This window comes from Mogibacterium sp. CM50 (assembly GCF_000293155.1).
In the GTDB taxonomy this organism is placed as follows: domain Bacteria; phylum Bacillota; class Clostridia; order Peptostreptococcales; family Anaerovoracaceae; genus Mogibacterium; species Mogibacterium timidum.
Genome location: NZ_ALNL01000020.1, coordinates 1 through 26,279 on the forward strand (window position 1 = coordinate 1; position 26,279 = coordinate 26,279).

Consider the following 26,279-nt stretch of genomic DNA (forward strand, 5'->3'; position numbering starts at 1 on the left):
AATATCAGAACTTTTACTATACCTATTTTGAGAAAGGGGGCGATGAAATGAATCAAACGGATGTGCCTATCTGGGAGAAATATACCCTCACCATAGAAGAAGCGGCAAAGTATTTTCGCATCGGAGAAAACAAGCTGCGAAAACTGGCAGAAGAAAATCCTAACGCAAATTGGGTGATATTAAACGGCAACCGTATTCAGATCAAGCGCAAGCAGTTTGAAAAAATGATCGATACGGTTGACACAATCTAATGGAGATCGAACCTTGACGATGTTATAATAGATATAGCATATCAAGGCTCTTTCCGTCTTGGAAAGGAGCATAACATGTCAGAAAAAAGACGGGACAGCAAAAACCGAGTTTTGCGGTCAGGAGAGAGCCAGAGAAAAGACGGGAGATATGCTTACAAATATATAGACACCTTTGGAAAGACGCAGTTTGTGTACGCATGGAAATTAGTTCCAACGGATAAGACCCCGAAAGGAAAACGCGAGGATAAATCCCTGCGGGAAAAGGTCAAGGAGATACAAAAAGACCTTGATGACGGGATTGACCCGGTGGGAAAGAAAATGACCGTCTGCCAGCTTTACGCAAAGCAGATACGAAACCATGCAAATGTAAGACACAGTACAAAGCAAGGCAGAAAACAGCTTATGAGAATCCTTGAGGAAGATACTATAGGCACTTGCAGCATCGAGAATGTAAAAATGTCTGATGCAAAGGAATGGGCTTTACGAATGAAAGAAAAAGGCTATTCTTTCAAAACCATCAGCAATTACAAGCGTTCTCTAAAGGCAGCCTTTTATACCGCCATTCAGGATGACTGTATCAGGAAAAATCCCTTTGACTTTCATATCAACACAGTTATTGAGGATGACACCGAGCCGAAGGTTCCTCTTTCGCCTGCACAAGAAGAAAGTTTACTTTCCTTTGTGAAAAGCGATAAGGTCTATCATAAGTATTATGACGAGCTTATCATTCTGCTTGGAACAGGACTTCGTATTTCAGAGTTTTGCGGATTGACGGAGAGCGATATTGATTTTGAGAATCGGACAATCAATGTGGATCATCAACTTCAATACTCCGGTAAAAAATCGTACCGCATTGAAACACCGAAAACGGAAAACGGTATTCGGAAAATTCCAATGAGCGACCGAGTTCTTGAGGCCTTGCAGAGAGTTGTGCAAAGCCGAAGAAAAAGTAGTTTCGAGGTTGACGGCTACACAGGCTTTCTTTTTCTCACAAGGAACAGAACACCACAGGCTTGTATCAACTATGATGCTATGTTTCGCAGACTTGTAGAAAAGTATAACAAAAATCATGAGGAAGCTTTGCCGGCGGTAACAACGCCCCATACCCTGCGACACACGTTCTGCACCAACATGGCAAATGCGGGAATGAATCCGAAAGCCTTACAGTATCTTATGGGACACGCCAACATTACCATGACCCTGAACTATTACGCACACGCCACATTTGACAGCGCACAGGCGGAATTTTTCAGACTGGCGGCTTAAAGGAAAAGAGAGATTTTACTACTTCTTTACTACCTTTCAAAGCGAAAACACAAGCGGATTTAAGAAAATATGTGAGTATCTCCCGATAGATAAAATGCCGGCAATGCCTGTAAAGACAGGCTATATCGGCATATAAGAAGTTTTGAGAAGATAGTTAAAAATCGTATTAGAGTTTTCCTGAAATCATATTTTATTTATTTTCTTCAGTTCACTTAATCTTATCATACTCTTTTTTTAATAACTTACAGCCTGTCAAATCTTCATTATTATAACTCTCAAGATGCTTGATGTTTATTTTATACTGGGTTGGAAATTCATGAAATTCTCGTGCCATTCTTTGAATTCCCATTGGACACAAACATGCTGGAGAAGCCCTATCTTCGCCCAATGCAGGGATAGTCTCATCAAAGAGTTTCTCCTCTACTGAAACTCCAAACATTTTTTCGACTGCATCATTTGTTAGTTGTATAAAATATGGTATTCTAACCACTTTATAACCGTTCTTCTCGTAAAATTCCACTCTTTCTGAATCACTAATTATTTGATGAGGAGTCTTGTAATGGTCAACACCATCAAACTCTATTATCAACTTTAAGGTTGCACTTCGCCAATCTGGACGTTTCAAACTCCGTTTACCAGATTTTTCTACTATACCAGTAGTTTCATCATGCACCCAATCACTAGTGCTAGGGAATATAACTTTTAGATATTCATCCAACCCTGTTCTACATAGACCAGTTCTCTTGTCAATTCCAGCTTTTAATGCAGCCTCTTGCGATTCCCTTAAAAATCCCCACTTATTACTATATGTTGGCATTTGTATATCTCCTCTGTAATTTTTATCAAAAATTTAATTAGTGTATGCACAACAAGTCATTGTTAGAAAGTTAGATCTAAAATGAGGCCAACGTACGTACCTTGAAATATTGATAGCAAAACTCGCACAAAGAAAAGCCCGGTGAAGCGATCAACATTCATAGCGATAATAGACAGTACGATAGAACTCTCCGTTGTGGATTCAAGCCTCGTCGTAAGCAGTCCGAGCCCGAATCTTCTTTTGGCAAGACTGAAGGCTCTTTCTACTTCAATGCGATCCACAGCATCCTCGTACTCAATCTTCTTGTCAGCCTTCGGATCTTTCTTCGGTCTGACAAGTGCAGGCCCGGAAAGACGTATGCCATGTAGCTTGAAATAAGCCGTATTGTCACGAGTCCTGTAGATCTTATCTGCCAAGACTCGCTTCGGGTAATAACCATTTCGTTTGAAGTATTGCTCTATGGCACCGATGAGCACTTCACTCTCGTTGTATGTTTCGAAGGATAGCTTTTCTATCCTTGCAAAGCCGTTGTCTATGCTGAGATCGAGCTTTGCTCCAAACTCCGTCGGTTCTTTGGCTTTTCCTCTCACGATTGGTCTGACGTAAGGCTGGCTGATGCTTACTATCCTGTCCGGTACCTTATGAGTGTTATTGCAGTACATGTACTCCTGCTGCTCATAGACTTTGCGAACAACTATGAGTCGCTCAAGCTGTTTTGGCTTGAGTTCTATGCCCTGAGCAAGGAGTTCATCGATATACCTGAGATCCCTGCGGATATATTGCAGCTGCTTCTTGCTCACCTTTCTGATCCTTTTGCCGGTGCGCCTTTTGCACTTGGCTGGAGCGAGATAGTCACCTCTTGCCACTTCTCTGTACATTCTTGGTTTCTTTAGGTTGTACGAAAAGCATATCTCATCAATCATGTACTCAAGATTTTCCCTAGTCTGGTTCAGCAGGTTTATGTCCTGTGGGAACTCAATGTTCTGTGGTGCACATGTGGCGTCAATGATCATTGTACCGGAATTGCTATCTGATGAAGTCTCTTCAGTACATCCCTCTGAAGGTGACCCGTTTGGATCATTGTCATCATCCGCAGTATTGTACTCAAGGATCATGTCATTGATGTCTCCAAGGATTTCGGGCGTCAACCTTTTACGGAACTCGACCAGTAGTGATGGAACAAATGGCGGTTCCATTCGGTAACCCGGAAGTCCAATGAAGTATTGGAAATACGGGTTTTCTGTGATCTGCTCAAGCAGCTCCCGATCAGAGCATCCTATATGCTTCCGCAGAATCAATGAGCCAAAAGCCATTCGGAGTGGCTTGGCCGTAACTCCACGGTTACTTGGAAACAGCGCTGCATAGCGCTCTTCAATCGCGTCCCACGGAATGGTCTCGGCTTTCTTTACCCAACGATTCTCGGGATTCATTTGCAGTCACAAAGGCTGGTTGAAATTTGAGAAGGCAATCTGTTTGTTACGATTTTTCTTGTACATTGATGACTCCGGTTTAATCAGGTGCACGGTTTTTAACCGTTTTTACAACATTTCCTTGCACCTGTATTATACTACAGACGAGCCTAAACTGCAGTACTTTCAATTAGTTAAACTACATTTAACAATGTTTCGGCATGCGTGAGCACTCACTATGTAATCTCCGATTACCTCCAAAACTCCCGCTTTTTTATCATTCTCTATTCACTCTATTCGCTACGCAGCGCCTCCACCGGATCGCGCTTTGCCGCTGACCTGGATGGTATTAAACCGGCTATATAGGTCAGTAATACGGAGATTCCTATTAGAATTAACGCCGAATGTATTGGCAGTCTCATGATGTGATCGACATTGAAGTGCGACAGCACGATTGCGTTTACCGGGATGCTCACGATATAGACGAACAGTATCGCAAACACGCCCGATAATAGCCCCTCGATAAAGGTCTCGGCATTGAAGATATTTGCAATATTTCGCTTGGATGCACCCATCGCGCGCAGAATACCGATTTCCTTCTTGCGCTCGAGCACCGAGATATACGTGATGATACCGATCATTATCGAGCTGACGATGAGCGACACACTGACAAATGCCACAAGCACGTAGCTGATCATATTTACTATATCCGTAACCGACGACATGAGCGCGCCCATGATATCCGAGTACGTGATTACTCGCGACTTGTGCCCCGTCCGCTTCATGTGAGCATTGTAGTCGTCGATTCCCTTTATAACAGCGTCCTTGTGCTCGAAGCTGCTTGGGTATATCGAGATAGACTCAGGGCTAGACCTGTCGGCATAGCCCATTTTCTTGAGGTTCGAGTCGTACGTCACGAGGCTCGTATTCATGAACTGGCTGAACAGCGCCGCCATCTGCGTCTGATCCATGTTCAGCTTGAACGCCTTGGCAAAAGTCGACGGATTGACGCTAAACGCACTCTGCAGTGTTCTAAGCATCTGTCCGCCTGCGGCTGCTGCATTGCCCAGCTGCGAACCAAGCTGCTTCTGCATCTCGTTCATCACTTGTCCCATGAACTGACCCATCACTCCGGACATTCTGCCCTGCATATAGTTGCTCAGGGCTCTCTCTATAGTTCCGCTAAATCCACTGTTTCCCAGGTTCTGAGCTATCCGTGTTGCAGTGGTTGATACCGCTGTCCGCGCAGTCGTGCTCGAAAGATACGAAGTTATAATCTCGTCCCGGCTCGCTCCCGGATGTTTCGTTGCGTAGTCGCTCGCATAGGTCGGATAACCCGCGAGGAGAGTGGCTATCAGCTGACTCGTCTCATTTGTGACCATTGTCTGGTCGGCAGGAGACAACGTAATATTTTGCTGCTGCAGATAGGCAGGGAATCCCGCCAGCTCCTGCATCAGACCGCTCATCATGTCCTGAGCGAGTCGCGTCGTATCCACTCCTTGCAGAGCCTTTGAATAATCGAGGCCGGAGAGTGGGCTGCTGCCAAAGGCCTTTTGCAGCTTGGACGCGTCGAACTTGAATGCGCTAGCCAGCATAGACTGGTTGACGCTAAACAGCTTGCTCATGTCAAAGGCAGAGCCGTTCGATGCCTTGAGCGATTCAAACGTCTTGCCCGTAAATACGTCCACATCCGGGTGTGCAAGCTGCTGCTTGACGATATCTGCATCCTTCATTCTGTCAATAATATTAGAAGTTAAGGATGGCAGATAGCTGATACCCGGCATCAGGGCGTTCGTCCTCGACTTGCCGTTAGGTTTGAGAACTCCTACGACCTTGAGCTTGATCCCCTTGTCCAGCCGGTCGCGCAGGAATTCCTTGTTCTTGGACTGGTCGAGCCACGTACCGGTGGCTGAATTGTAGGTGTATATCTCACCCGGTGAGATGACGCTGTATCTCAGCTTGAGGGCATCCTTGTATCTAAAAGGCTTCTGCTGCGAGCGCTCCAGTTCCAGCTTGCCTGTCTGTCTGTACTTTGCCATAGCATCCTTATAAGCCTGGTGGTCGTAATAGCCTAGCTGGTACAGAGTGTAGTCGGCAATCGAACCATCCTTGTTCAGGACGAGAACCGCTTCGTCAGGTTCCTTAGGCCATTTACCCGCAACTACTTCATATTGCTGCCTGAGCAGCTTCTCATCGTCGAGCATCTGCTGGAATCCCGTGTTGGAATTGTTCTGGATGCCGAAGCTCTCATAGTTGGCATCCATATCGTTGGCTGCGTTAACATTTACAGGCTCCGCACCGGTCTTGTCCTGGAAAATCATCGGAGTGATGCCATAGTTATACGTGATAACCGAAGCATTTTTACGAACCTTGTTGTCCTTCTTGTCTAAGAATTTTTTGAAGGCCACCAGGTCATTGCGTCTGGTGTTGCCAAAGACTGAACCGAGCACGTTATTTTGCTTGATTTCCTTGCCGTCTGCCGATTTTGCGGAGCCGGAGTCTGAGTTCGAGGAACCGTTTGCTGAGCCGGCATTCTCGCTTGAGCCAGAGCCGGAACTTGATCTCGCAGCCGAATCCGAATCTGTGTCTGAGCTTGAAGCTGAATCCGCTGCGCCTGTCGTATCCTTGACCTCGACTGTGTCCGAAGCCTTGTCCTTGTCTTTACCCTTATCCTTACTGTCGGCCTTTCTATCATCCTTGAAATTGCCGGTTAGGTTGGTAAACATGCCGGTCAGGTCGGTTGCTGTCTTGGAAATTGTCAGCGGATATGAAGACAGGGTGTCTTCCTCGACCTTAGCTATGTAACCGTTTACTCCGTTGGACAATGCCAGAATCGTTGCTATGCCTATGATTCCAATAGAACCGGCAAACGCGGTAAGGAACGTCCTTCCCTTCTTGCTCATAAGGTTGGAGAAGGACAGTGCGAGGGCTGTCCTGAAGCCCATCGAAGTCTTCTTGCCCGCATCGGAAGCCGCTACCTTGTTTCTGACGCTTGCATTTAGCTCATCCGGAGCTACAGGCTTGCTGTCCTCGAGGATTCTGCCATCCTTGAGGGTGATTATTCTATTTGCATACGACTCTGCCAGAGCCGGGTTGTGGGTAACCATGATGACCAGTCTATCCTTGGCAATCTCCTGCAGGAGTCCCATGACTTGAATTCCTGTCTCGGTATCCAGCGCACCTGTAGGTTCGTCGGCTAAGACGATTTCAGGATTGTTGACGAGTGCGCGAGCTATGGCAACACGCTGCATCTGACCGCCTGAAAGCTGACTCGGTTTCTTATCCTCATGACCCTTTAAACCGACCTTCTCAAGGGATTCCTCTGCTCGTGCACGTCGCTCAGCCGCTTCCACGCCTGTCAGGGTCATAGCCAATTCAACATTTGCTCGCACCGTTTGATGCGGGATTAGGTTGTAGCTCTGGAATACGAACCCTATCCTGTGATTTCTGTATGTATCCCAATCTGACGGTCTATATTCTCCGGTTGAAATTCCGCTTATTATAATCTCTCCGGAGTCAGCAGTATCAAGACCTCCCAGTATATTCAAAAGCGTGGTCTTCCCCGACCCGGAAGGACCGAGAACCGCTACAAATTCGTTGTCTCGGAAAGCTACCGAAACTCCGTCGAGTGCTTTTTGAATAAAATCCCCGGTCCTGTATTCTTTTCGTATTTCCCTTACTTCAATCATTTGCTTACCCTAATCCAAGCTAATCCCGCTGACCAGCTTCCACGGGATATCATAATGCATTGCATCAAAAGCACATACTGTCTACTCTATCTTGTCACACCACCTTATTGCAGACATTCACATAAATATGTCAGCCTATCACCTCGAATACCTTGTGTATTTATGCACCCTATACTGCATATATATAAAAAGGCCCCGGCGAACCGAAGCCTACTCATAGCCGTATGGTCTATCTCCTTAATAGTTCTCTGCGTGAACTTCGAAGAATGACTGTGGGTGAGCACAAACCGGGCAGATCTCAGGCGCCTCAGTTCCAACGCAAATATGTCCGCAGTTGCGACATTCCCACACCTTCACTTCGCTCTTCTTAAATACTTCCTGCATCTCAACATTCTTGAGCAGTGCACGGTATCTCTCCTCGTGGTGCTTCTCAACCTCGCCTACGAGGCGGAATCTGGCTGCGAGCTCCGGGAAGCCCTCCTTCTCAGCTGTCTCAGCAAAGCCCTTGTACATGTCTGTCCACTCGTAGTTCTCGCCATTTGCAGCGTCTGCCAGATTATATGCAGTGTCGCCTACACCGTCGTTGAGCTCCTTATACCAGAGCTTAGCGTGCTCCTTCTCGTTTGCAGCCGTCTTGAGGAATATATCAGCAATCTGCTCAAAGCCTTCCTTCTTAGCCTTAGATGCAAAATATGTGTACTTGTTGCGCGCCATCGACTCCCCTGCGAAAGCCGCTTCAAGATTCTTCTCCGTCTGTGTTCCTGCGTATTTCTTATTAGCCATAACCTATACCTCCTTAAACCATTTTGTCAATCAATTAGTGAAAATGAGCCCTCTGTCATTCTCTACGATGATTGTACCATTTAATATTCAATTGTAGAAAATTATTTTCTTGAATATTCCTTCACAAAAGTTCAATTCTCAAGCTCCTTGTACTTGCCTGCCGGCAGTCTGAGAACGCCGCCGTTCACAGTTCAATAGCCTGTAATCTTATTGATAATCTTCCTGTACATAATATTTCTCTCTTGCTTCCACATTATTCTCAACAATGCTGCTTCATTTAAGGGCAAGATAAATATAGCATATAATTAAATTGCGCGCAATATATAAATTTGTCATTTATGTGTAGATTTAAAGCATATATCGAATAGAGACTACGCAGCCAAAGAGTACTCGCTCTGCGAGTACTCTTTGGTTAGTGCGCCGGGTGGGCGCACTAACCAAAAGCCGGGGGCAGATGCCCCCGGCTTTTGGCGATTAACAAAATGACTTAAATATGTAGGTTGAAAGTATGATTATTATGGCTTGGATTTATCTGCTTATCGTTATTAAGCTTTAATTAATATTATTTTGTACGATTATTCGAACATACCGTTGTCTAACGTATCGGTGTCCGCCTATGCGTTAGCCAGCGCCTCTCCAAGAGCCTTGCACTGTGCCAGACCTGCATCATCAGGCTCGTTGTTGCAGATTACCGGTTCCTCAACGATTACTGCACCGGCAGCCTCCATGCGGTCCTTCCATGAGCGCATCCACTCGCCATCGCCCCAGTCGTATGAACCGAACAGAACGAGCTTCTTACCCGAGCAGCAGCCCTCCAGCTCTGCGATGAAAGGCTCCATCTCTTCCTCTTCAATTACCTCAGCTCCCATAGCCGGGCAACCGAGAGCAAGCTTATCTTCGCCCTTTACATCCGCTACACTCACTTCAGATACAGGTACAACCTTAGCATCTGCTCCGATGCCCTCGCCAACAGCGTTAGCCATAGCTTCAGTATTGCCTGTAGCGCTCCAATATACTACGTACATGTAAACACCTCCTGGTAACTATATTCTGTCATATGTTAGATTTCTCTAACCGGAATTCATTATATTAGATATCTCTAACTTTGTAAAGTACTTTTTTGACTTTTATTAATTCTTTACAATCTAATCTTATGTAAGTGCCCTCAGAAATTGACAGGTCTCCACAGCAGTCGAAATAATTCACGAGGCTTAGTAGAAATTCAAAAAACACTCGCTAAAGATTGGCAGGTGTCTCAGGAGCTCGCAAGGCCTGCCGGGAAGCTTCAAACACTCACGAGGATTTACAGGGATACGCAAAAGCTTTCAATAAAAGCTTCGGCAAAGCAAAGTCTCACAAAAGGCGAAGAACGAGCTCCCTTAGCTCGTCCTCCGCCTTTTTAGGAATATAGAGAAAATGTTACTGATGGTATACCTCCCTAACGGAAAGAGCTACCATATTTGCTCCTGTTATATGCCATCTTGATTAAGCCGTATGATAGAATCATGCATCCTCCCGAAATTATTAAACCTACTGTTGCACTTATCATATTATTGTCCTCCTTAATCAAGATTTTTAATCGATTACTAAAATCGTTTCTATTTGTTTTCACGCATATTCTATCTAATTGCAAAGCTTTGTCAACAGTTTATCATGTATTTTTATTTATATATTACAATTAATCAGTCTATCAGGAGGTATATTTTGTGTTATAAAACAAATATTCAGACTCATTCATTGTAAGCCTGCCTAAAATTCCTATATCTATGTTTTTTAATCTACAATTTACTACATATAGTCCTTATTTCAGCCAATTTTTAACTTCCTGTAAGGTCTCTAAAATTACTTAATATCCAGATATTCCTCTATAAATTCGCAGACATCACGAACGCAATCATCGCAGCTTCTGAGCATCTTCCCGGTCTTAAGCCCCTTGAGGTCTTTGCAGATAACTGACGAATTGCGCTCCTTGAATTCGCCTGTGATACGCTTCATCTCCCCTGCAGTCTTGGTTTTGCTCTCACCCTTGAGACTGAGAATAACCGACGCACCTGACAGGCAGCCGCAATGACCCTCCATGCCGCCTAGTCCGCCTCCAAATCCTTGGTTTATCATATACAACAGTTCCTCATCTGCGCCCACGCAGTCAGCGTAGGTACAGGCTATCGCCTGTGCACAGTTATGCCCGTGATGCTTTCGCTCGATAGCGAGTTCACCTCTCTTGCTCATATCACTTTACCTTCCATTTTCTTAATCTTGTCTTGTTAATCATATCATTTCAGCCAGTCACTATCTACCGTTTGTGTTGCCAAATATAACTTGACTTCGATTGTATCATTCCCGCCACCAAGCAGATTCGAGGATTTTACCCGGTAGAAAGTGTAATCGCCGGATGCAGCAACTAAACCACTCCCCCGCCGCCGATGATGGCAGTGTGGGAACCTTGGTATGTCTGTTGTCTAAGCCGGAATTTATCAGTCCAATCTCTTTTCAGGCATATGTGCATAGAATACCCGCCTTTCCGTGTCAAACAGCAGTCCGCTGTTGTCGCAATAAACAAAGAACGTATTCGTATTATCTTGCTATTTGCCGGTAGATTTTTCATTACCTTCAGAATTTAAATTAAGATGTTTATGGCTATCACAATAGTAGTCTATTTATATATTACTTTTCATATCTCAATAAATTTGCACATAAATCACAATCACGAGAAAAAAATAACTTCATCACATACCTCTTCTAAAAATTCAATGTCATGAGAAATTATCAAAATCAAGTTCTTTGTTTCTTGGAAATTTTTTATATTCTCAGCAACTACTTTCATACTCGCATAATCTAATCCGCTTGTTGGCTCATCAAAAAACAATAGATTTTTATTTGAAAGTAAAGCAGATAGAATAATAACCCTCTGCTTCTGTCCACCCGATAAGGTATGAGGATTCTTCTGTTTTAAATTATCGATTTGCATGTTTTTCATGCAAATATTTATTTTTTCAGCGCCGATATCAGATGTTAAATTTATCTCGTCATAAACCGTATCTGTAAATAACTGATTATTTACCTCTTGCATAACCAACAAACTATTTTTGATCCTGTTTTTAGAGCTTAATTGTCTATTGTCTTTGTAAAACCTCCCGGAAGACGGTTTCTCAAGTCCGCAAACAATTTTTGCAAAAGTAGACTTCCCCGTTCCATTTTTCCCAATTATTCCTATAATCTTTCCTCTTTCAAAGCTCAGGTTATCTACCATCAAAATGGTTTTCTTTTTTCTTTTATATAACAAGTCTTTTATTTCCAGTTCAATTGTATTTTGCAAAGAATTTGATTTTCTTTTAAAGTTATCACTATGAAATTCAGTATGCCTAAGCCCTGTTCTTAATCTTTCCTCTTCACTTAAATTTTGAATTTCTTCCATAATGTATTCTTTTGTGATTTTTCCATCTTCCAGATATATTGCTCTATCAGCTACGTTTTTCAAATACCATAACCTATGCTCAGCAATTACTATTGTTTTACCTACCACCTTCAATTTTTCTATTATCTTTGCAAGTTCCTTCATAGAATCAATATCCAAACTGGAAGACGGTTCATCAAAAACAAATATTTCCGGATCTAAAGCATACACACTGGCAATTGCTATTTTTTGCTTTTCTCCACCTGAAAGCTCAAATATGTTTCTATTCATCAATGATTCAATGTTTAAGGCGTCTCTAACTTTTTCAATCTTTTTATTTATATCCGCCCTTTCCAATCCGTAATTTTCTAAACCAAAAGCGATTTCATCTGTGGTATTTGTTGTATAAAACTGTGTTTTAGGGTTTTGAAAAACAGATCCTACTTTTTCAGAAATTTTATATATCTCTGTCTCAAAGGTATTCATGTCGCCGACTTTTACACTTCCATCTATCTCTCCATTACAAAATTCCGGAATGATACCATTTATTGTTTTTAGCAGTGTGGACTTACCACAACCGCTTTTTCCACATAAAAGTACGCACTCTCCTTTACGAACAGATAAATTTATGTTTTTCAAGCTGCAGTCATCATCCTTACTATATTTGAAGCTTAAATTTTTAATTTCAATCATAGCTGATACCCCCATAACCTCATTAAAACAACCATACATATTACAACTGCTAACGATGCAAAAATTATGCAATCGCCTATTTGTATTTTAATAATATGCCTACTTGTCTTTACTGCAGGAGCATCTAAACCTCTTACAATTGCAGATTGAGATAATTCATCACCGATTTCTATAACACTGACAAATAATGGTACAAAAAAATATTCTATTGTTTCAGTCGGTCTATTAACCAAGTTATAAATACTGAAGCTGATCCCCCTTGTTTTCATAGCCATATTTATATGCGACCACTCATCTTTAATTGTAGGAAAACATCTAAATATAACGGAAATCATAATAAGAGCATCTTTTGGCAATCTCATTTTTTGTAAAGTTGCAACAGCTAAAGATGAACTTGTAGAGCTTAAAATCCATTTCCCAATAATAATGCATGGCAAAAACTTCCTGATAATTGCTACAACGAACAAAATCAAATTCACAAAAAAGTGAATATCTAAATTTATTACGATTATTTCCACAGCGACACTAAAGGCAAAAAACAAAATATATTTTAAAGCCGATTTTATGTATCCACTGCTTATAATAACCATCAAACAAAGCAATGTTAAAAAACTTTCATACAATATACTGTTGCCAAGAAATATTAAAATATTTGCTCCTATCAATAAAGCAAGTTTTGTTCTGAGGTCATATGTATGCCCCAGAACAAACTTTTTAACTTCCATTATAATACCCCAGCTGACTCTAATTTTTTATTTAGCACTTTCTTTGTTAGATAAGAACCCAGTAAAGAGAACAAAAATGTTCCCAAAATCATAACAGGTAATACCCATAGTGGGGTTAAGGTTCTCACCGTATCACAAAAACTTTGATCCAATCCGCCTTGTATTACACTCTTAAAAAATGCCTCTCTCATAACCCAAATTGGTATAAATCCTCCAAAAAGATTAAGCGAAAAAAACAAATGACTTATACTGTTTTTCTTAAAATCTTCATAGTTACCGTTTTTTGCAATTAACAAAGCTATAATTCCAGCCGGTATTGATACCAATGGTGCAATAGGAATATGTCCCGTCGCTACAAGAAGTACACTTGGTAACACTGCTGCTATAAAAATAGCTGTGCTTGATTTTGTTTTTGCAAGAAGCATGTGGTAAGTAGGTGCTGCAAATAATGCTACTATCATAGGCATTAGTAAAAACAAAATTGGTATTGGCATCGAAATAGCCCCAATTATTGCATAGGTTACAAGATAGAGTGCAATTAAAACTCCCGCTGTGATAGCATTTTTTGATGATTTTTTCTTTGTTGACATAATAATCCTCCTCAAATGTCTTCTTGACTATTTACCAGATTGCTAAAATTTAATTTAATGTATTAGCAATTTGCCAATGTTTTGATTTTTCTTGATAATCCCAAAGGGATTTATATACTCCTCCCAGAGATAGCAGTTCTTCATGTTTGCCCTGCTCTACAATCTTACCCTTGTCCAGAACAACAATTTTATTCGCTCCAACAACATTTTTCAGTTTGTGGGCAACTACTATAACTGTCTTATTTTTTATTAAATTAGAAATTGCATCTTGAACAGCTACTTCATTCTCAGGATCAAGCGATGCGGTAGCTTCATCAAGTAATATGATTGGAACATCTTTTAATATAGCCCTTGCCCAATATGTGAAACTATTTTTTTCTCCAGATTTGCAATAAGTCTATAAGCAAATTTATGCATGAAATTCCTCCACTGTAAATAAACAAGTATGCAAAAATTACAGATATAAACCCATATAAAGCATAGTTAATAATATTCGTACTCGGATTATTTCCGTTAAATAACTCCCTAATAATCTTGAATACTGCAATAATGGGACCTATACTAAAAATCATCCCTATACTAACAAGGAAAATACCAACTACTAAATTTCCTTTATTAGTATCACTGTAAGAGACAATGTCTCCTATGGATTTCTTTTTTTCTTCATAATTTAACCTCACTTTCTTACCGAACGAGTTCGTTCAATGTCCCTAAAACGAACACAAGGAAAACAATTTTACATGTTTTCCTTGTCTCAATAGATCATTATATTTATTTTTAAATTTTATTATCTCAAGTGAATATTTCACTGATAATATCAAATGCCCCATCAGGATTATTCACCTCTTTTATTCCATTTATAGAATCATTATAAATTGTTCCTGTTGCCCCATAAAGAATAAATGCAGCGATATTTCTCGCATTTTCTTTAGTAACACCGATACGATTTTTTATCTTTTGTGTCTCAACTCCTTCAATAATGAAATCAGCATAAGCCTCTACAAAGTGTCCAATATAATGCATTAATTCCCAAAGTCTATATGAATTATCCGTTATAGAATTATCTGCTGAAAAATCGAATCTTTGTGCAAATTGGTTGATGTCATTTACAATAAGCTCCCTCAAGGTTTTTATCCTTACTTCATATGCTATTTCCTTGTTTTTTAATATATCGACTTTCACTTTGAGCCTCTCGGAAAAATAACATTCCATACAAGCTAAAAATATGTCTTCTTTGGACTTAAAGTAATAATAAAACATACCAGGGGCGCCATTAACCTCTGAAAGGATGTCTCTGACCGAAACTTTTTCATATCCTCTTGATTCAAAAAGTTTAGTTGCTACTTCTATTAGTTCTTGCTTTCTCTCCTCCGGAGCTTTTGAAATTCTGCTTGTCAAGTTATCACCACCAATTCATTATTGACCGACGCTCGTTCAATAGCTGTATGTTAGCATACTCTAACTGCCAAGTCAATCAACAATAAATTGTAGAAAATCACTTACTGATATCCCTGTCCTTTTCAAAACCTTTGGTTTTCTTCATCTACTGATAAGTATCCAAGGATAAATTCTCCGTACATTCTAAATTGACATACATGGGATTTAATTTGTACATAAGTAGCCTTACTTTCAGCACTTGTCAAATCCATCTCACCATCGGTTGCTTCACTCAGAGGTCAATAGGTCTGTGCTACGTATAGAATTTAGTCAGAATACTGCCGATAATAAGAATAAACGTCATAACAGATGACATGCAGACTGCGACTTTTCCACAGAATCGTCCTCTGTATGCCTTATCCTGATACCCCTTTCCCTTTAACACTGAGTTGGCTGTCATGATGGCAGCAGCCCCTGTAACAATCCAGGGAATACCTGTGAAAAACAAAACTAGGGAAATGATACCCAGTATAAACGATAAATTCGACGTCCTGCGTGACTCCGGAGGTGCGATTTTCACAAGATCCAGCACGTTCTCAACCATCTTTTCTCCGTCACGATGTTTGATTATAGGGCATTTTTGCTTTTTGGGAAAACCGGTGAGCAGTCCAGCTTCTGCAAACAGCGATTCTATATATGCGGCATATAGCTCGTTAACCTGGGATGCTAATCCGCGCAGCTCTGCTGTCAGACCCATTTGACCATAGCCACCAAGCACCACACTTCCCGCCAGATCAATCTGTCCTTCAAGATTGGGCATCACAGTAATAATAACCTTATCTTTATGCGGATAACTAGATATCACATATCTTTTAGTCGCAGGAAGCAGGATGTAATCTCTGAACGCACCAACAGCAGGTCTGCCTAAAACGAAGTCGTTATATGTTGTCTTATCCCAACATTGCTGCATGAACTCATACAATTCTTGCAGCGTTAAGGTCCGATTTATATTAATTACTTCACGCACTTTCATAGCACTACCTCCCAATTCAAGTTAATCCAAATAGCCCTCGTTTTTCAGCAGTGTGCGAAGATGCTCTGTGTAACGAAGCAGGGCTTCTTCTGCCGGTCCTTTTCTTTCCTTATGAATGGACATTGTTTTTTGAATTGACCAGACTCCGGTCAATGCGTTGCTTGTCACGAGGGAAGATATCAAGCTTTCCTCAAAGCCTTCCTGATTTTCAGTAACTGAAAGAATGATCTTGTCTTTTCTGTTGAATAATTCTCCGGCTGAATGAGGTACAACAAGTACAACGTGACGGGCAGTTGCAGGAAGAATGACAGCCTGACCCGCAGCTAATGATGTGGGCTTGCCAACCGTGAAGTTGTTGTAATGCAGAGTATCCCAGTGAATTTTCATAAACTCTACCAACTCATCAAGGGTGAAAGAGCGGTTAGGGTAAAGGTATTGTAATCCTTTCATAGTCATATCCATTCCTTTCGCGTTTTTGACACTCAAGGCACAAAACATTATAAAAACATGTTGGCTACCCTGAGCTTTTCTTATAGGTGTAACTCATAGTGTTTCGAGGTAAAAGCCTACCTTATTGGTGGGAAACCGCATATTGACCGCATCCTTAATTGTTTGTATATTCGTATATTTTTACATTATCATAGGTCACAGCCATTTTTTACAGATAAAACCAAAAAGGTTGTGCCAAATTCATGGCATATTATGTGTCATATATATTGAACCGGTTTGGCATGGCTGCTATAATAATCGAAAATTCTATGTGGAGGGTGGCATATGTTTGCAGAGCGGTTTGATGCGCTGATGAATATTGCGGAGGTTTCCAACAGCCTGCTGAGCAGAGCTGTCCATATAAACAGCTCACACATCGGAAGACTTCGCACCGGTGCGAGGCCGCTGCCGAAAAAGCACGAATATTTGGAGCCCATGTGCCGGTATCTTGCGGAACATATCAAAAAAGAGTACCAGTGCAGTGCACTGCAGAAGCTTACGGGCATCGGAGACACCGCATTTAACTCTGTGGAACACATGGCGCGATATCTGGAGCAATGGCTTCTGGAAACGGAGAATGATACCGCCGCCACAACCGGCAGACTGATTTCCGGCTTTTCGCGGGTTGTCTTTAGTCCAGCTGCTGCCCCGGGCAACTTAAGCGTTGAGGAAGCACCGCGGAAATATGCCCGACATCTTTACGGAAATGCCGGTAAGCGCAAGGCGGTGGAGCAATTCTTTCTGATGATATTGCAAGAGAAAAAACCACAGACGCTGCTGTTGTTTTCCGACGAAAGCATGGCCTGGCTTTATGAGGATCCGGCCTTTTCTGCTCGATGGATGGAACTGTTCAAGCAGGTCATTCTGAAAGGCAACCGGGTTCGGATTATCCATACCGTGTCGCGGGATTTCAACGAACTTATGGAAGCCGTCACAAAGTGGATCCCCATCTATATGACGGGCATGATTGAGCCATACTACTATCCGCGGCTGCGGGATGGTGTCTTTCAACGGACGATGTTCATTGCTCCGGATACAGCGGCTGTCATTTCCTCATCCGTACATCAGGACACGGAAGGGATGCTCCACATCTTCCTGACGGATAGAACGGCGGTCAGTGCACTTGTAACGGAATACGAGCGTTACCTCACGCTTTGCCGCCCTCTCATGCGCATTTTTACGGGGCAGGAGACGGAGCGATTTCACAGAGATTTTTTCGGTCTTGCCTATGTTGAGGGAAGCGTTCGCCTGCGCTGTGCCATGCCGCCGCTGTTTACCATGCCGGAGGCACTTGTCCGTGAATTGACGACGCAGACCGGAAGTGGGGAGCTGTTTCAACTGTGGGAGCGGATCCTTGCCTTATTCTGCAGGAATATACAAAAGCAGCGTATTACACTGACGCTGTTGGATCTGGAGCTTGCTCTGCTGACGCCCTCTCGTCTAAAGCTGCCTCTGGCAGAAGCGTTTTCTATCCACGACTTTACCTATACGCGAGAGCAGTATCTGGCACACTGGGAATGGCTGAAATTGCTGGAAAGGCAGTATGAGAATCTGACTGTCACTCTCAGCAGTGAACCGGACTTCCATACACTGCTATATGTGAAGGATGATGCCGGAGTTGTGATGGCAAAAGCTGACATGCCCTTGGCGGCGTTTATAACCAGCGAAAGAAATATGGTTAATGCCTTTTGGGATTATCTGAACGGGTAAATTTACCTCGGAAAAAACTCATTGATTTATGGTCAGATGCTCCAAAAGGTTTGATAACGGTACATCAAAATATCTTTATGGGATGCGGTGAATCCTATAATTCGCAAATGGCAAGAAAATAAAGATAACATTTCCGGGGCAATGAAGGTCTGCTACATTGCCCCATTCATTTTAATCGCCGTTCGTTCTCACTCAAAATATTTTCTGACTGAATTGTACGCATGCTCCACCCTCCTCCTAATATATAAAGTGTAGTGGTCAGTAACCTCACATCCAGCGAGGAACTGCTCATCTCATTATTAAAGCTGTTAAAATGTAGTGGCATGGTTTTGGCGTAGTCCTCCTTGGACTTTTATGTCCGTCGGAAAGCCTGCCGTCCGGTCACTCATTTGCAGCTGTTTGGTTTATGTAGGTTGAACCGCTCTATACTTGCGTGTTCGTTTGATGCCCAGGAGATTAAATAAGCAATGAGAAAGCCCGGTACCATTGCAAATTTATTCTTTAGGAGGCATAACTATGTTAAACGCTGTAGGTATTGATGTTAGTAAGGGTAAGAGCACAATCGCGGTTCTTCGCCCGGCAGGGGAAATTGTACGTAAGCCCTTTGATGTAAGGCACACTCCAAAGGAGCTTTCTATCTTGTCCTCGTATATCCAACACCTTGAAGGCGATACTCGCATTGTCATGGAATGTACCGGTCATTATCACGAACCGATTCTTAAAGTTCTTTCTGATTCAGGTTTCTTCGTTTCTGCTGTAAATCCTCATCTCATTAAAGAGTATGACGGCGATAATTCTCTTAGAAAGGTCAAGTCTGATTCTGCCGATGCAAAGAAGGTTGCAGGATATACACTTGACAAGTGGCACCTTCTTCGTCAATATTCAGCTATGGATAATACACGCACGCAACTAAAAACTCTAAATACTCAGTTCCAGTTTCTTATGCGACAAAAGACAGCTCTTAAGAACAATCTCATTTCATTACTTGATTTAACTTATCCCGGTGTTAATGCATTCTTCGACAGTCCTGTTCGCAAGAATGGTTCGCAGAAATGGCTTGACTATGCCTATTCTTTTTGGCATGCAGATTGTGTAAGAACCATCGGTCTGAAAACTTTTACCGAGCGCTACAAGAAGTTTTGTAAAAGGCAGGGCTACATCTTTCAGCCTGATAAGCCAAAGAGTCTATTTGAATCTTCCAAAGAACTCATTGCCGTTGTTCCCAAAGACCATATTTACAAAGATATGGTTCTCTCCGCTATTGTACAGGTTAATCTCATTTCCGCACAGATTGAATCCATGCGTCTAAAAATGGATGAATTAGCTTCTACTCTGCCTGAATATGAAGTAGTTATGAACATGTTTGGAGTATGTCATACCTTCGGTCCTCAGCTTATGGCTGAAATCGGAGATATTTCACGCTTTAACCATCGCTCAGCTTTAACTGCCTTTGCAGGTGTTGATCCCGGAGTCAACCAGTCCGGCAAGATGAAAATTGACAGTAACCGTGCTTCCAAGCGTGGTGCTCCAAGACTCAGAAAAACTCTTTTTCAAATCATGCAGACATTGATGCAGAATGCTCCTGCTGATAATCGTGTCTATCTTTTTATGATGAAGAAGAAAGCAGAGGGCAAGCCTTATCATGTCTATATGACTGCCGGTGCAAACAAGTTTCTTCGCATTTACTATGGAACTGTTAAGGCTCATTTAGCTTCTCAATCTCAAACCGAATAGAACACCTCCTCTTCTGTTTTTTAGCCGGCGATTAACGGTGGCTCTTTTATTGTGCTTATTTTTACAAAAAAACATTTTTATTTTCCTTTCAAAAAGTGCTTGACTTTTTATTAGTAGGCTCCTAATAATCCAATAGATTTTTCATCTATAGTTATAGAGCAAGCACTTCTCAAATTCCTATTAATCAATACGAATATAACCTCTAAAATGTTCTTATACTATATTATAAATTCTTAGTTGTCTATCAACACTATTGATTAATTTTCACCACCATAAATCGAATCCCAACTTTTTCAAGGCAGCTATTTGTTTTCTTTGATGTTCCGGAGTACCACCTAAAGCTAACCCATAAATTTCACTCTGTGGCCAATTTTCATAGTTTCTATCAAGAAAATTTTCTTGGCATATTTCTCCATAAATAGGCTCGAATATACCATAAGTGTCTTGTGTTAAAAGTCTTGCATAATAAACATTTTCTTTTCCATTTATTTTATAAATTGCCCTTAACTCAAACTCATATCTCGCCATTCTTCAAACTCCATAAATTCAAATTTGCCTACACCGCTTTAATCTTATCATTTATCAATTTACGAAATTCTTATTTTTACAATATTGTTCCTTCTGAAAGAATGTCTACATATTTTTTATATACATATTGTCTATATCTTTTTTTCTCTTCTACAAGCTCTAATATTTCCATATCCATTAAATTTTCTAAAATTTTATTGACAGTAGGCTTACTAACATGCACTAATTTTTTTATATCCTCTGCTTCTACAAAAGGATGCTTCAATAGATATTCATACACTAAAAGAAGATTTGAAATATTGCCGTTTGAAAACTTTCGAATTCTCTCTATATCTTTCTTTTTAAGCTCGCTAATCTTTTGAATAGAAGTGATTGCATCTTCAGATATTTCACAAATTCCGTCTATAAAAAATTTAATCCATTCTTCAAATTCCCCTTTGATACGAATGTTGTTAAGAAGTTCATAATATCTATTCCTGTTTTTCTTAAAAAAATAACTCAAATAAAGAACCGGGTATTCAATCAAGCCTTGCTCTCTTAGATATAGTATTATGAGGAGTCTTCCCATTCTTCCGTTACCATCTAAAAAAGGATGTATCGTTTCAAATTGATAGTGAATTAGAGCTATCTTTATTAAGTTTGAAATATTGCTATCTTCGTGTATATATTTTTCCAAATCACTTAAACAAATATCCATCTCATCAGGTGCAGGTGGAATAAAACTTGCATTTTTTAAAGTTGATCCTGTGTGTCCAATCCAATTTTGTGATTTTCTAAATTCACCCGGCATTTTTTCTTCTCCTCTAACATTAGACAGGAGAACAGAGTGAATTTCTTTAATCAATCGCATACATAACGGCAATTCATTGAGTCTTTTAAATGCATAATGAGTTGCTTTGATATAGTTTACAATTTCTTCAGTATCTTTTATCTTTTCATTTCTCTTATCTTTTTGTAGCACATCAACAAGAGAAGCTTGTGTACCCTCTATTTGAGAACTTATAACTGCCTCTTTTTGAACATACATAGATACAAAAAGATCAATATCCGGTAGTGTTATTGCCATACCGTCTAATCTTCCCAATAATAAATATGCTTTATTGATTAAAGCATTTATTTCACTATCAAGACTTAATTTTATATCTTGCAAATTATGTGGAACAAAGCATTCGTAATCACTTTGCATTTTCTTTAATTGTCCTGCTCTATTATTTTCCAATCTCAAAATATCCCCCCTAAGTCTAATCTATTTTACTTAGAATAAGCATAGCCGTTTTAAGTAAAATTTTCAAGCGCATCTTTTACTTATATTATATAGAAGGGGATCTGAATAAAATCTCTTTTACTAAAAAAGTGATTGGATTTCTAGCTTTTCTAATCGCATTAACTGTTTTTGTTTTATTAAGTGGTGGAATGCATGTCTCTCTCATCTTTTGATATAATTTTGTGTATTCATTCATAACTGACACCTGCTTAGCTATCTTGCAGGTTCCTTTCTTTTTGTCAAAGTAATTTCACCTCAATATTTGCAGCATCAAAAATTTCTTTTACTTCATCAAGATTGCTGCTCATAACAGTTGCTTTCTTAAGATTTGGAAATTGCTGTAGCTCTGTCAAAGTTATTTCATTTAAGTCAAAAGTTTCATCTTCCCCATCCCACTGCGGAATAATATTCATATACACATCATTACCACCGTCCATATAGATTGTTTCTACATAGGGTGCAAATTTCTTTGGAATTTCCAATTCCTTAAAGAAGCTCATTGCAGGTTCAATGATGATGTCACTGTCTGTATCAATCTCTTCTTTATATCGGTCGGCAAAATCATAAATATCAAATTCCGAATTTAGTAACTTTAGATCATACATCAACACTTGAATAATGGCCAGCTTGAAATTCAAATTATCAAAATGAAGAATATCTTCTACATTTTTTTCACTAAGAGTCTTCAAATGTGGCTCTTTTGTATCATCATTTTTCATACTTATCACAATCTTAGTCGCCTCGGATTTAAGGAATTTGTTCTTGTATATAGAAGCAACAATTAAAGGTATTATTAAAACAGGTAAGCACACAAGTGTTCCCGCAAAAGCGACGCCTTGATAGTGATTTTTTGTGTGACTGCCTCCTATAGAAATATTATTGAGAAAATCCGCTGTCCGGCTAAGAATGTTACCTCCACCTAACATCAATAACAACACGAGCTCTAAAGCCAATAATCCAAAAATGATAATCATCATTTTCTTTGCTGCTTTCTTACATATTTCCATTTTTATTTCCATACTGATTAGCTCGGCATCGGGTATATTGGAAAACCATTTTTTTATTCGTTCTTCTTTTGTCATAATTCCTCATCTTTCATAACTTCAGATTATTCAACATATTTATCTCAATTTGCGAAACTTATTTTACGTTATCATAAAGTAGTCAAAGTAATTGCTTATTGTAAACTGAGATGTCTTTATATTTTTCTCTGACATAAAAGTATCAGCCAGTTTTGTCTGGTTAGATAACGAGTCAATAGATGAAGATACGATATCTAACAAATCATCCATTATAGATGTATCTTTAAGAATTTTACTACGCTCTACTACATCTTTTATGTAAGTGCTCGTAAAAATATTCTTCAAATACTCCCTCTTCTTGTCATGACTTTTAAGTTGCACAAATATTGGCATTCCACCATATAGACAGTATTCATCAAAGGCTTTTCCTTATCATCATAGCAGTATTCAAGGCCTGCTTTCAGTTTCTCGAGTTCTGTCACCTTCTTGTGTTCCTTTATTATAAGTATTTCCCAAAGAATTCCATCAGCTTAGCCGCTTCCTGTTCCACGAACTCCGGCACGAAGTAGGTCGGAATATGACGGGCGCCTTCCACGATGAACAGTTCCTTATTCTCTGTTCCCGTTGCGAGTTCGAAGCAGTCCTTTGTCATATAGAGCGTGTCAGCCTCGCTGCCTGCCATCATCAGAAGCGGAACAGTGATCAGATCCATGTTCTGTCTTGCATCGAAATCCACAAGGTCAAGCAGGTTCTTGATCGGAGCCTGACCGCCGCTGTTGGGATGAGCATAATCTCTGCCATAGTAATACATGCCATCCTTATAAAGACCGTCAGGCAGAGAATCAATGTACTCCTGTGTAATCTGCCCACGAGGTGCAGGATAGACTACTTTGCCTGTCCTTGCTTCTTCGGTTCTTGCGTCAGCGGCTTCCTTCAGCCTTTGCTGGATGGTATCGGCCTGCGAGTTGCCGAGACCGAAGAGACGGACAATTCCTGTGTTGAATGCTGAAAGCGTAGCTACAGCCTTTACCCTCTTCTCAAGCTGAGCGGCCTTGAGTGTATATCCGCCGCCTCCGCAGATGCCGAACAGGCCAATGCGTTCAATATCGACACCGGGGTAGTTCATGAGATAATCCACCATCGCATGGATGTCCTCCCCACGGTTTGTAGGAATATCTGTATTCCTCGGCTCACCCTCACTTGCTCCCTGATATGCAGCATCGCAGGCAATGGCGATATAGCCATTCTCTGCAAGTTTCTGCGCAAACAAACCGGAAACCTGCTCCTTCACGCCGCCGTTCGGGTGAGCAATGGTTACCGCCGGATATTTATTATCTGACTTTTCATCATACCCTGCCGGTGTATAAACATTTGCAGCTACCTTAACACCGTTTACAAGATAATTCACGGGATGAATATTTACTGCGCCTTCAATATTTTCTGTGATCGCTCCGTCATAGACGAGTCCCTATTTATTGTCTTCTGCCTTTGCCATTGTTATTTTCCTCCTATGTCTTATTTAAAAACTGTACTCTGTCAGCCATGCAACAGCCTTCTCAACCGTCTCGGCAATATCCTTGCCATCTGCAGTAACGACAACAGATTGTTTATCCAGACCATATACAATATTATTCTTTCGCGGCGCTATCAGATTTGTTCAACAATCTCGCCCACAAACACCCAATGAGGCTGCCATTCGCCGTTCTCATCCACTGGATATACCTTAGAATTGGTCTTGTAGTATTCCCGCACATCGGGAGCGATATCTTCCTTCGCCAGCTGATGCTGATAGATCTTACGGCACAGGAAGGTCATACTTGCCTCCTGATAACCTACGCTGTCTCCAACAGGAACAGGCGTAAGACCGGAAGCCTCCACTTTGTTCCCGTCACGGCCGGATCGTGAACCCAGTATTCCCAGTGCCCTTTTGCAGGTGGGCGGAAAGAAACTGACCGTAAATATTTCACTGGCAGTCAATATCTCACGGGTATAACGAGTCGGATATAGATATACGGTAATGACTGATCCGTTCTTGCCCGGTCTGGTCCAAAGAGTCCCCATGTTACCCCAGTTGACGGTGCAGGAGTTAAAATGCTCCATATTGCCTGCGGTTACAACCGCCCACTGCTTTTCAAACAGTTCAAAAATCTTGTAGTCCTTTTCTTCAAATGAACTCATATCCCTGATTCCTCCGTCTATTCTCTTGTGAACTTCTTGTCCTCTTCGTTTTCTTCAATACTGACATACCTCTCTACCGTCATATGCAAATCGTATTTGTCTCTTAGCTCAGAAATCGTTTGCATCATCGGTGACGCATGGTGTGCGTCAAGTGCTGTCTGATCTTTCCATGAGTCGGTGAGCAGTATCGTCTCCGGATCGTCGAAAGAGATGTAATATTCGTAGCGGAGATTCCCCGCTTCCGCACGGATTGCTGTGACTGTTCCGCTGGAAACCATTTCTTCTGCAAACTTCCGGGCAGACCCGTCTTTTCCAGTATATCTTAAATGAACTGTGATCGCCATCTGGTTTTCTCCTGTCTCACACTTTCACGTTCTTAGGATGGCAGCATTTGAAGTATGATACCTCTATATGCATGAACTTGGATTTGTAGAAACTAAAGTTTACAAACACTAATATTCTTTTTTATCGCTCCAATTTGCTTTCTTTATCATAAGCAAAACATATCTTATTTCCTATTTCTGAATATGTTTTTTATGGTCAAGCCACACTACAAGCAACAAAAGTGCACAAGAAGCAACAAAACCAAGCATCCACCAGCCTGTATATTGAAAACTCTCCTTAATCATAAAAACTAATTCAGAAAAACTAGTGCCTTTATAAAGAAAAGAAAGAAATATTAAACCTTGAATTTACAATCTAAGTGCAACAAATGAATAATGACTCATTACTTCTGGTAAAATGGTGTTTGCTAAGACATCCAAATATCAGGAGGCATAATGAGTCATTACAAACATATTACACCAGAGGAGCGTGAAAAGATACTACTTCTCCATTCACAGAATTGCACAATTACATATATTGCTAACAGCATTGGCAGAGATAAGTCAACAATCTCTCGTGAGTTATCTCGTAATACTGTGGATAGTAAGTATTCTGCCATATCTGCTCAAGCTGCATACGAAGTTCGCAGAAAGAATTGTCGTCCGAAGCATAAACTCTCGAATCCAACGATTTTTAAATATGTTCAAGAAAAGTTTCTTGAACATCAATGGTCACCGGAACAGATTTCAGAGAGACTAAAACTGGAACATGCGAGTTTCAGCATTAGTTATTCAACCATTTATAGAGCTATCTATGCAAGAATGTTTGACACAAAAGCCGAACGCAAATCGAAGGGGAATCGAGGTGCGATACGGAAACTTAGACATAGAGGGAAAACTCGTCATACTAAAGAACACACTGAAAAACGTGGCAAAATAGTTATTAGCAACAATCTCTCAGAGCGACCTGCCGAGGCAGAGAGTCGTTCACGTATTGGGGATTG

The 26,279-nt window shown here is 41.0% G+C and carries 26 protein-coding genes; 5 read left to right on the forward strand and 21 right to left on the reverse strand.

From position 1 onward, the window contains the following. Positions 1 to 47: 47 nt before the first annotated feature. Together HMPREF1152_RS03085 and HMPREF1152_RS03090 are read left to right on the forward strand one after the other, a co-directional pair. Complete coding sequence (locus tag HMPREF1152_RS03085) at positions 48 to 251, forward strand: excisionase (protein ID WP_009643521.1); 204 nt, start codon at positions 48 to 50, stop codon at positions 249 to 251. A 75-nt stretch (positions 252 to 326) separates the two neighbouring features. Next, the gene (locus HMPREF1152_RS03090) at positions 327 to 1,517 is read left to right on the forward strand and encodes a site-specific integrase (protein WP_009643700.1); all 1,191 of its coding nucleotides are present in this window, start codon (positions 327 to 329) and stop codon (positions 1,515 to 1,517) included. 208 nt (positions 1,518 to 1,725) lie between these two features. On the opposite strand, the gene HMPREF1152_RS03095 is transcribed toward HMPREF1152_RS03090, so the two are convergent. The 13 genes from HMPREF1152_RS03095 to HMPREF1152_RS03150 all read right to left on the reverse strand — a co-directional run bounded on the left by HMPREF1152_RS03095 (position 1,726) and on the right by HMPREF1152_RS03150 (position 16,477). Continuing rightward, positions 1,726 to 2,334 (reverse strand): DUF559 domain-containing protein, encoded by a 609-nt coding sequence (locus HMPREF1152_RS03095; RefSeq protein ID WP_009643720.1) that lies wholly within the window; start codon positions 2,332 to 2,334, stop codon positions 1,726 to 1,728. Between the two features lie 62 nt (positions 2,335 to 2,396). Beyond that, positions 2,397 to 3,770: an IS5 family transposase gene (locus HMPREF1152_RS03100; protein WP_242822270.1), complete on the reverse strand. Its 1,374-nt coding sequence runs from the start codon at positions 3,768 to 3,770 to the stop codon at positions 2,397 to 2,399. 266 nt (positions 3,771 to 4,036) lie between these two features. Next, positions 4,037 to 7,432 (reverse strand): ABC transporter ATP-binding protein/permease, encoded by a 3,396-nt coding sequence (locus HMPREF1152_RS03105; protein ID WP_009643713.1) that lies wholly within the window; start codon positions 7,430 to 7,432, stop codon positions 4,037 to 4,039. A 237-nt stretch (positions 7,433 to 7,669) separates the two neighbouring features. Next, a complete protein-coding gene (gene rbr / locus HMPREF1152_RS03110; protein WP_009643717.1) occupies positions 7,670 to 8,215 on the reverse strand; it encodes a rubrerythrin in 546 nt (181 codons plus the stop codon). A 614-nt stretch (positions 8,216 to 8,829) separates the two neighbouring features. Continuing rightward, positions 8,830 to 9,240, reverse strand: a complete 411-nt coding sequence (locus tag HMPREF1152_RS03115; RefSeq protein ID WP_009643703.1) for a flavodoxin — start codon at positions 9,238 to 9,240, stop codon at positions 8,830 to 8,832. An 817-nt stretch (positions 9,241 to 10,057) separates the two neighbouring features. Beyond that, positions 10,058 to 10,444: a C-GCAxxG-C-C family protein gene (locus HMPREF1152_RS03120; RefSeq protein ID WP_009643712.1), complete on the reverse strand. Its 387-nt coding sequence runs from the start codon at positions 10,442 to 10,444 to the stop codon at positions 10,058 to 10,060. Positions 10,445 to 10,919: 475 nt separating this feature from the next. Next, on the reverse strand, positions 10,920 to 12,302 hold the full coding sequence (locus HMPREF1152_RS03125) for an ABC transporter ATP-binding protein (protein WP_036382030.1): 1,383 nt from the start codon (positions 12,300 to 12,302) through the stop codon (positions 10,920 to 10,922). After that, positions 12,299 to 13,027: an energy-coupling factor transporter transmembrane component T gene (locus HMPREF1152_RS03130; RefSeq protein ID WP_009643723.1), complete on the reverse strand. Its 729-nt coding sequence runs from the start codon at positions 13,025 to 13,027 to the stop codon at positions 12,299 to 12,301. The genes HMPREF1152_RS03125 and HMPREF1152_RS03130 overlap by 4 nt, the downstream gene beginning before the upstream one ends. After that, positions 13,027 to 13,617 carry an MptD family putative ECF transporter S component gene (locus tag HMPREF1152_RS03135; protein WP_009643708.1) on the reverse strand — a complete coding sequence of 197 codons (591 nt, stop codon included), beginning with the start codon at positions 13,615 to 13,617 and terminating at the stop codon, positions 13,027 to 13,029. Before HMPREF1152_RS03135 ends, HMPREF1152_RS03130 begins: the two co-directional genes overlap by 1 nt. Positions 13,618 to 13,985: 368 nt before the next feature. Then, the gene (locus tag HMPREF1152_RS09710; RefSeq protein ID WP_156918872.1) at positions 13,986 to 14,297 is read right to left on the reverse strand and encodes a hypothetical protein; all 312 of its coding nucleotides are present in this window, start codon (positions 14,295 to 14,297) and stop codon (positions 13,986 to 13,988) included. Between the two features lie 112 nt (positions 14,298 to 14,409). Then, positions 14,410 to 15,015 carry a TetR/AcrR family transcriptional regulator gene (locus HMPREF1152_RS03140; RefSeq protein WP_009643719.1) on the reverse strand — a complete coding sequence of 202 codons (606 nt, stop codon included), beginning with the start codon at positions 15,013 to 15,015 and terminating at the stop codon, positions 14,410 to 14,412. A gap of 292 nt (positions 15,016 to 15,307) precedes the next feature. Continuing rightward, positions 15,308 to 16,027 (reverse strand): hypothetical protein, encoded by a 720-nt coding sequence (locus HMPREF1152_RS03145; protein ID WP_009643701.1) that lies wholly within the window; start codon positions 16,025 to 16,027, stop codon positions 15,308 to 15,310. A 21-nt stretch (positions 16,028 to 16,048) separates the two neighbouring features. Beyond that, complete coding sequence (locus tag HMPREF1152_RS03150; RefSeq protein WP_156791949.1) at positions 16,049 to 16,477, reverse strand: hypothetical protein; 429 nt, start codon at positions 16,475 to 16,477, stop codon at positions 16,049 to 16,051. Between the two features lie 324 nt (positions 16,478 to 16,801). On the opposite strand from HMPREF1152_RS03150, the gene HMPREF1152_RS03155 reads away from it, so the two are divergent. Both HMPREF1152_RS03155 and HMPREF1152_RS03160 read left to right on the forward strand, forming a co-directional pair. Then, entirely contained in the window at positions 16,802 to 18,226 is a 1,425-nt protein-coding gene (locus HMPREF1152_RS03155) for a hypothetical protein (protein WP_009643705.1), read from the forward strand. 516 nt (positions 18,227 to 18,742) lie between these two features. Further along, the gene (locus HMPREF1152_RS03160) at positions 18,743 to 19,960 is read left to right on the forward strand and encodes an IS110 family transposase (RefSeq protein ID WP_009643711.1); all 1,218 of its coding nucleotides are present in this window, start codon (positions 18,743 to 18,745) and stop codon (positions 19,958 to 19,960) included. Between the two features lie 264 nt (positions 19,961 to 20,224). Here HMPREF1152_RS03160 and HMPREF1152_RS03165 read toward each other — a convergent pair whose 3' ends face one another. The 8 genes from HMPREF1152_RS03165 to HMPREF1152_RS03195 all read right to left on the reverse strand — a co-directional run bounded on the left by HMPREF1152_RS03165 (position 20,225) and on the right by HMPREF1152_RS03195 (position 25,296). Next, positions 20,225 to 20,488 carry a hypothetical protein gene (locus HMPREF1152_RS03165; protein WP_039883447.1) on the reverse strand — a complete coding sequence of 88 codons (264 nt, stop codon included), beginning with the start codon at positions 20,486 to 20,488 and terminating at the stop codon, positions 20,225 to 20,227. Between the two features lie 76 nt (positions 20,489 to 20,564). Continuing rightward, a complete protein-coding gene (locus HMPREF1152_RS03170) occupies positions 20,565 to 21,707 on the reverse strand; it encodes a Fic family protein (protein ID WP_242822268.1) in 1,143 nt (380 codons plus the stop codon). A gap of 91 nt (positions 21,708 to 21,798) precedes the next feature. Next, positions 21,799 to 21,948 (reverse strand): hypothetical protein, encoded by a 150-nt coding sequence (locus HMPREF1152_RS09775; protein WP_009643702.1) that lies wholly within the window; start codon positions 21,946 to 21,948, stop codon positions 21,799 to 21,801. Between the two features lie 43 nt (positions 21,949 to 21,991). Next, on the reverse strand, positions 21,992 to 22,834 hold the full coding sequence (locus HMPREF1152_RS09715) for a DUF6892 domain-containing protein (RefSeq protein ID WP_009643709.1): 843 nt from the start codon (positions 22,832 to 22,834) through the stop codon (positions 21,992 to 21,994). A 63-nt stretch (positions 22,835 to 22,897) separates the two neighbouring features. Beyond that, positions 22,898 to 23,155, reverse strand: a complete 258-nt coding sequence (locus HMPREF1152_RS03180) for a hypothetical protein (protein WP_242822269.1) — start codon at positions 23,153 to 23,155, stop codon at positions 22,898 to 22,900. Positions 23,156 to 23,273: 118 nt separating this feature from the next. Then, on the reverse strand, positions 23,274 to 24,182 hold the full coding sequence (locus HMPREF1152_RS03185; RefSeq protein ID WP_009643707.1) for an alpha/beta hydrolase: 909 nt from the start codon (positions 24,180 to 24,182) through the stop codon (positions 23,274 to 23,276). Positions 24,183 to 24,421: 239 nt separating this feature from the next. Beyond that, a complete protein-coding gene (locus tag HMPREF1152_RS03190) occupies positions 24,422 to 24,952 on the reverse strand; it encodes a flavin reductase (RefSeq protein WP_009643706.1) in 531 nt (176 codons plus the stop codon). Between the two features lie 17 nt (positions 24,953 to 24,969). Then, entirely contained in the window at positions 24,970 to 25,296 is a 327-nt protein-coding gene (locus HMPREF1152_RS03195; RefSeq protein ID WP_009643718.1) for a putative quinol monooxygenase, read from the reverse strand. Between the two features lie 435 nt (positions 25,297 to 25,731). Here HMPREF1152_RS03195 and HMPREF1152_RS03200 point away from each other — a divergent pair. Next, on the forward strand, positions 25,732 to 26,279 hold a 548-nt coding region (locus tag HMPREF1152_RS03200; RefSeq protein WP_009643098.1), incomplete at its 3' end, for an IS30 family transposase.

Coding starts and splice junctions, on each gene's coding strand:
- HMPREF1152_RS03160 (WP_009643711.1), top strand. CDS start 18,743: ATGTTAAACGCTGTAGGTATTGATGTTAGTAAGGGTAAGAGCACAATC.
- HMPREF1152_RS03085 (WP_009643521.1), top strand. CDS start 48: ATGAATCAAACGGATGTGCCTATCTGGGAGAAATATACCCTCACCATA.
- HMPREF1152_RS09775 (WP_009643702.1), bottom strand. CDS start 21,948: ATGAATGAATACACAAAATTATATCAAAAGATGAGAGAGACATGCATT.
- HMPREF1152_RS03130 (WP_009643723.1), bottom strand. CDS start 13,027: ATGGAAGTTAAAAAGTTTGTTCTGGGGCATACATATGACCTCAGAACA.
- HMPREF1152_RS03145 (WP_009643701.1), bottom strand. CDS start 16,027: ATGAAAGTGCGTGAAGTAATTAATATAAATCGGACCTTAACGCTGCAA.
- HMPREF1152_RS03120 (WP_009643712.1), bottom strand. CDS start 10,444: ATGAGCAAGAGAGGTGAACTCGCTATCGAGCGAAAGCATCACGGGCAT.
- HMPREF1152_RS03105 (WP_009643713.1), bottom strand. CDS start 7,432: ATGATTGAAGTAAGGGAAATACGAAAAGAATACAGGACCGGGGATTTT.
- HMPREF1152_RS03165 (WP_039883447.1), bottom strand. CDS start 20,488: ATGGCGAGATATGAGTTTGAGTTAAGGGCAATTTATAAAATAAATGGA.
- HMPREF1152_RS03150 (WP_156791949.1), bottom strand. CDS start 16,477: ATGAAAGGATTACAATACCTTTACCCTAACCGCTCTTTCACCCTTGAT.
- HMPREF1152_RS03125 (WP_036382030.1), bottom strand. CDS start 12,302: ATGATTGAAATTAAAAATTTAAGCTTCAAATATAGTAAGGATGATGAC.
- HMPREF1152_RS03135 (WP_009643708.1), bottom strand. CDS start 13,617: ATGTCAACAAAGAAAAAATCATCAAAAAATGCTATCACAGCGGGAGTT.
- HMPREF1152_RS03090 (WP_009643700.1), top strand. CDS start 327: ATGTCAGAAAAAAGACGGGACAGCAAAAACCGAGTTTTGCGGTCAGGA.
- HMPREF1152_RS03195 (WP_009643718.1), bottom strand. CDS start 25,296: ATGGCGATCACAGTTCATTTAAGATATACTGGAAAAGACGGGTCTGCC.
- HMPREF1152_RS03095 (WP_009643720.1), bottom strand. CDS start 2,334: ATGCCAACATATAGTAATAAGTGGGGATTTTTAAGGGAATCGCAAGAG.
- HMPREF1152_RS03190 (WP_009643706.1), bottom strand. CDS start 24,952: ATGAGTTCATTTGAAGAAAAGGACTACAAGATTTTTGAACTGTTTGAA.
- rbr (WP_009643717.1), bottom strand. CDS start 8,215: ATGGCTAATAAGAAATACGCAGGAACACAGACGGAGAAGAATCTTGAA.
- HMPREF1152_RS09715 (WP_009643709.1), bottom strand. CDS start 22,834: ATGACAAAAGAAGAACGAATAAAAAAATGGTTTTCCAATATACCCGAT.
- HMPREF1152_RS03115 (WP_009643703.1), bottom strand. CDS start 9,240: ATGTACGTAGTATATTGGAGCGCTACAGGCAATACTGAAGCTATGGCT.
- HMPREF1152_RS03155 (WP_009643705.1), top strand. CDS start 16,802: ATGTTTGCAGAGCGGTTTGATGCGCTGATGAATATTGCGGAGGTTTCC.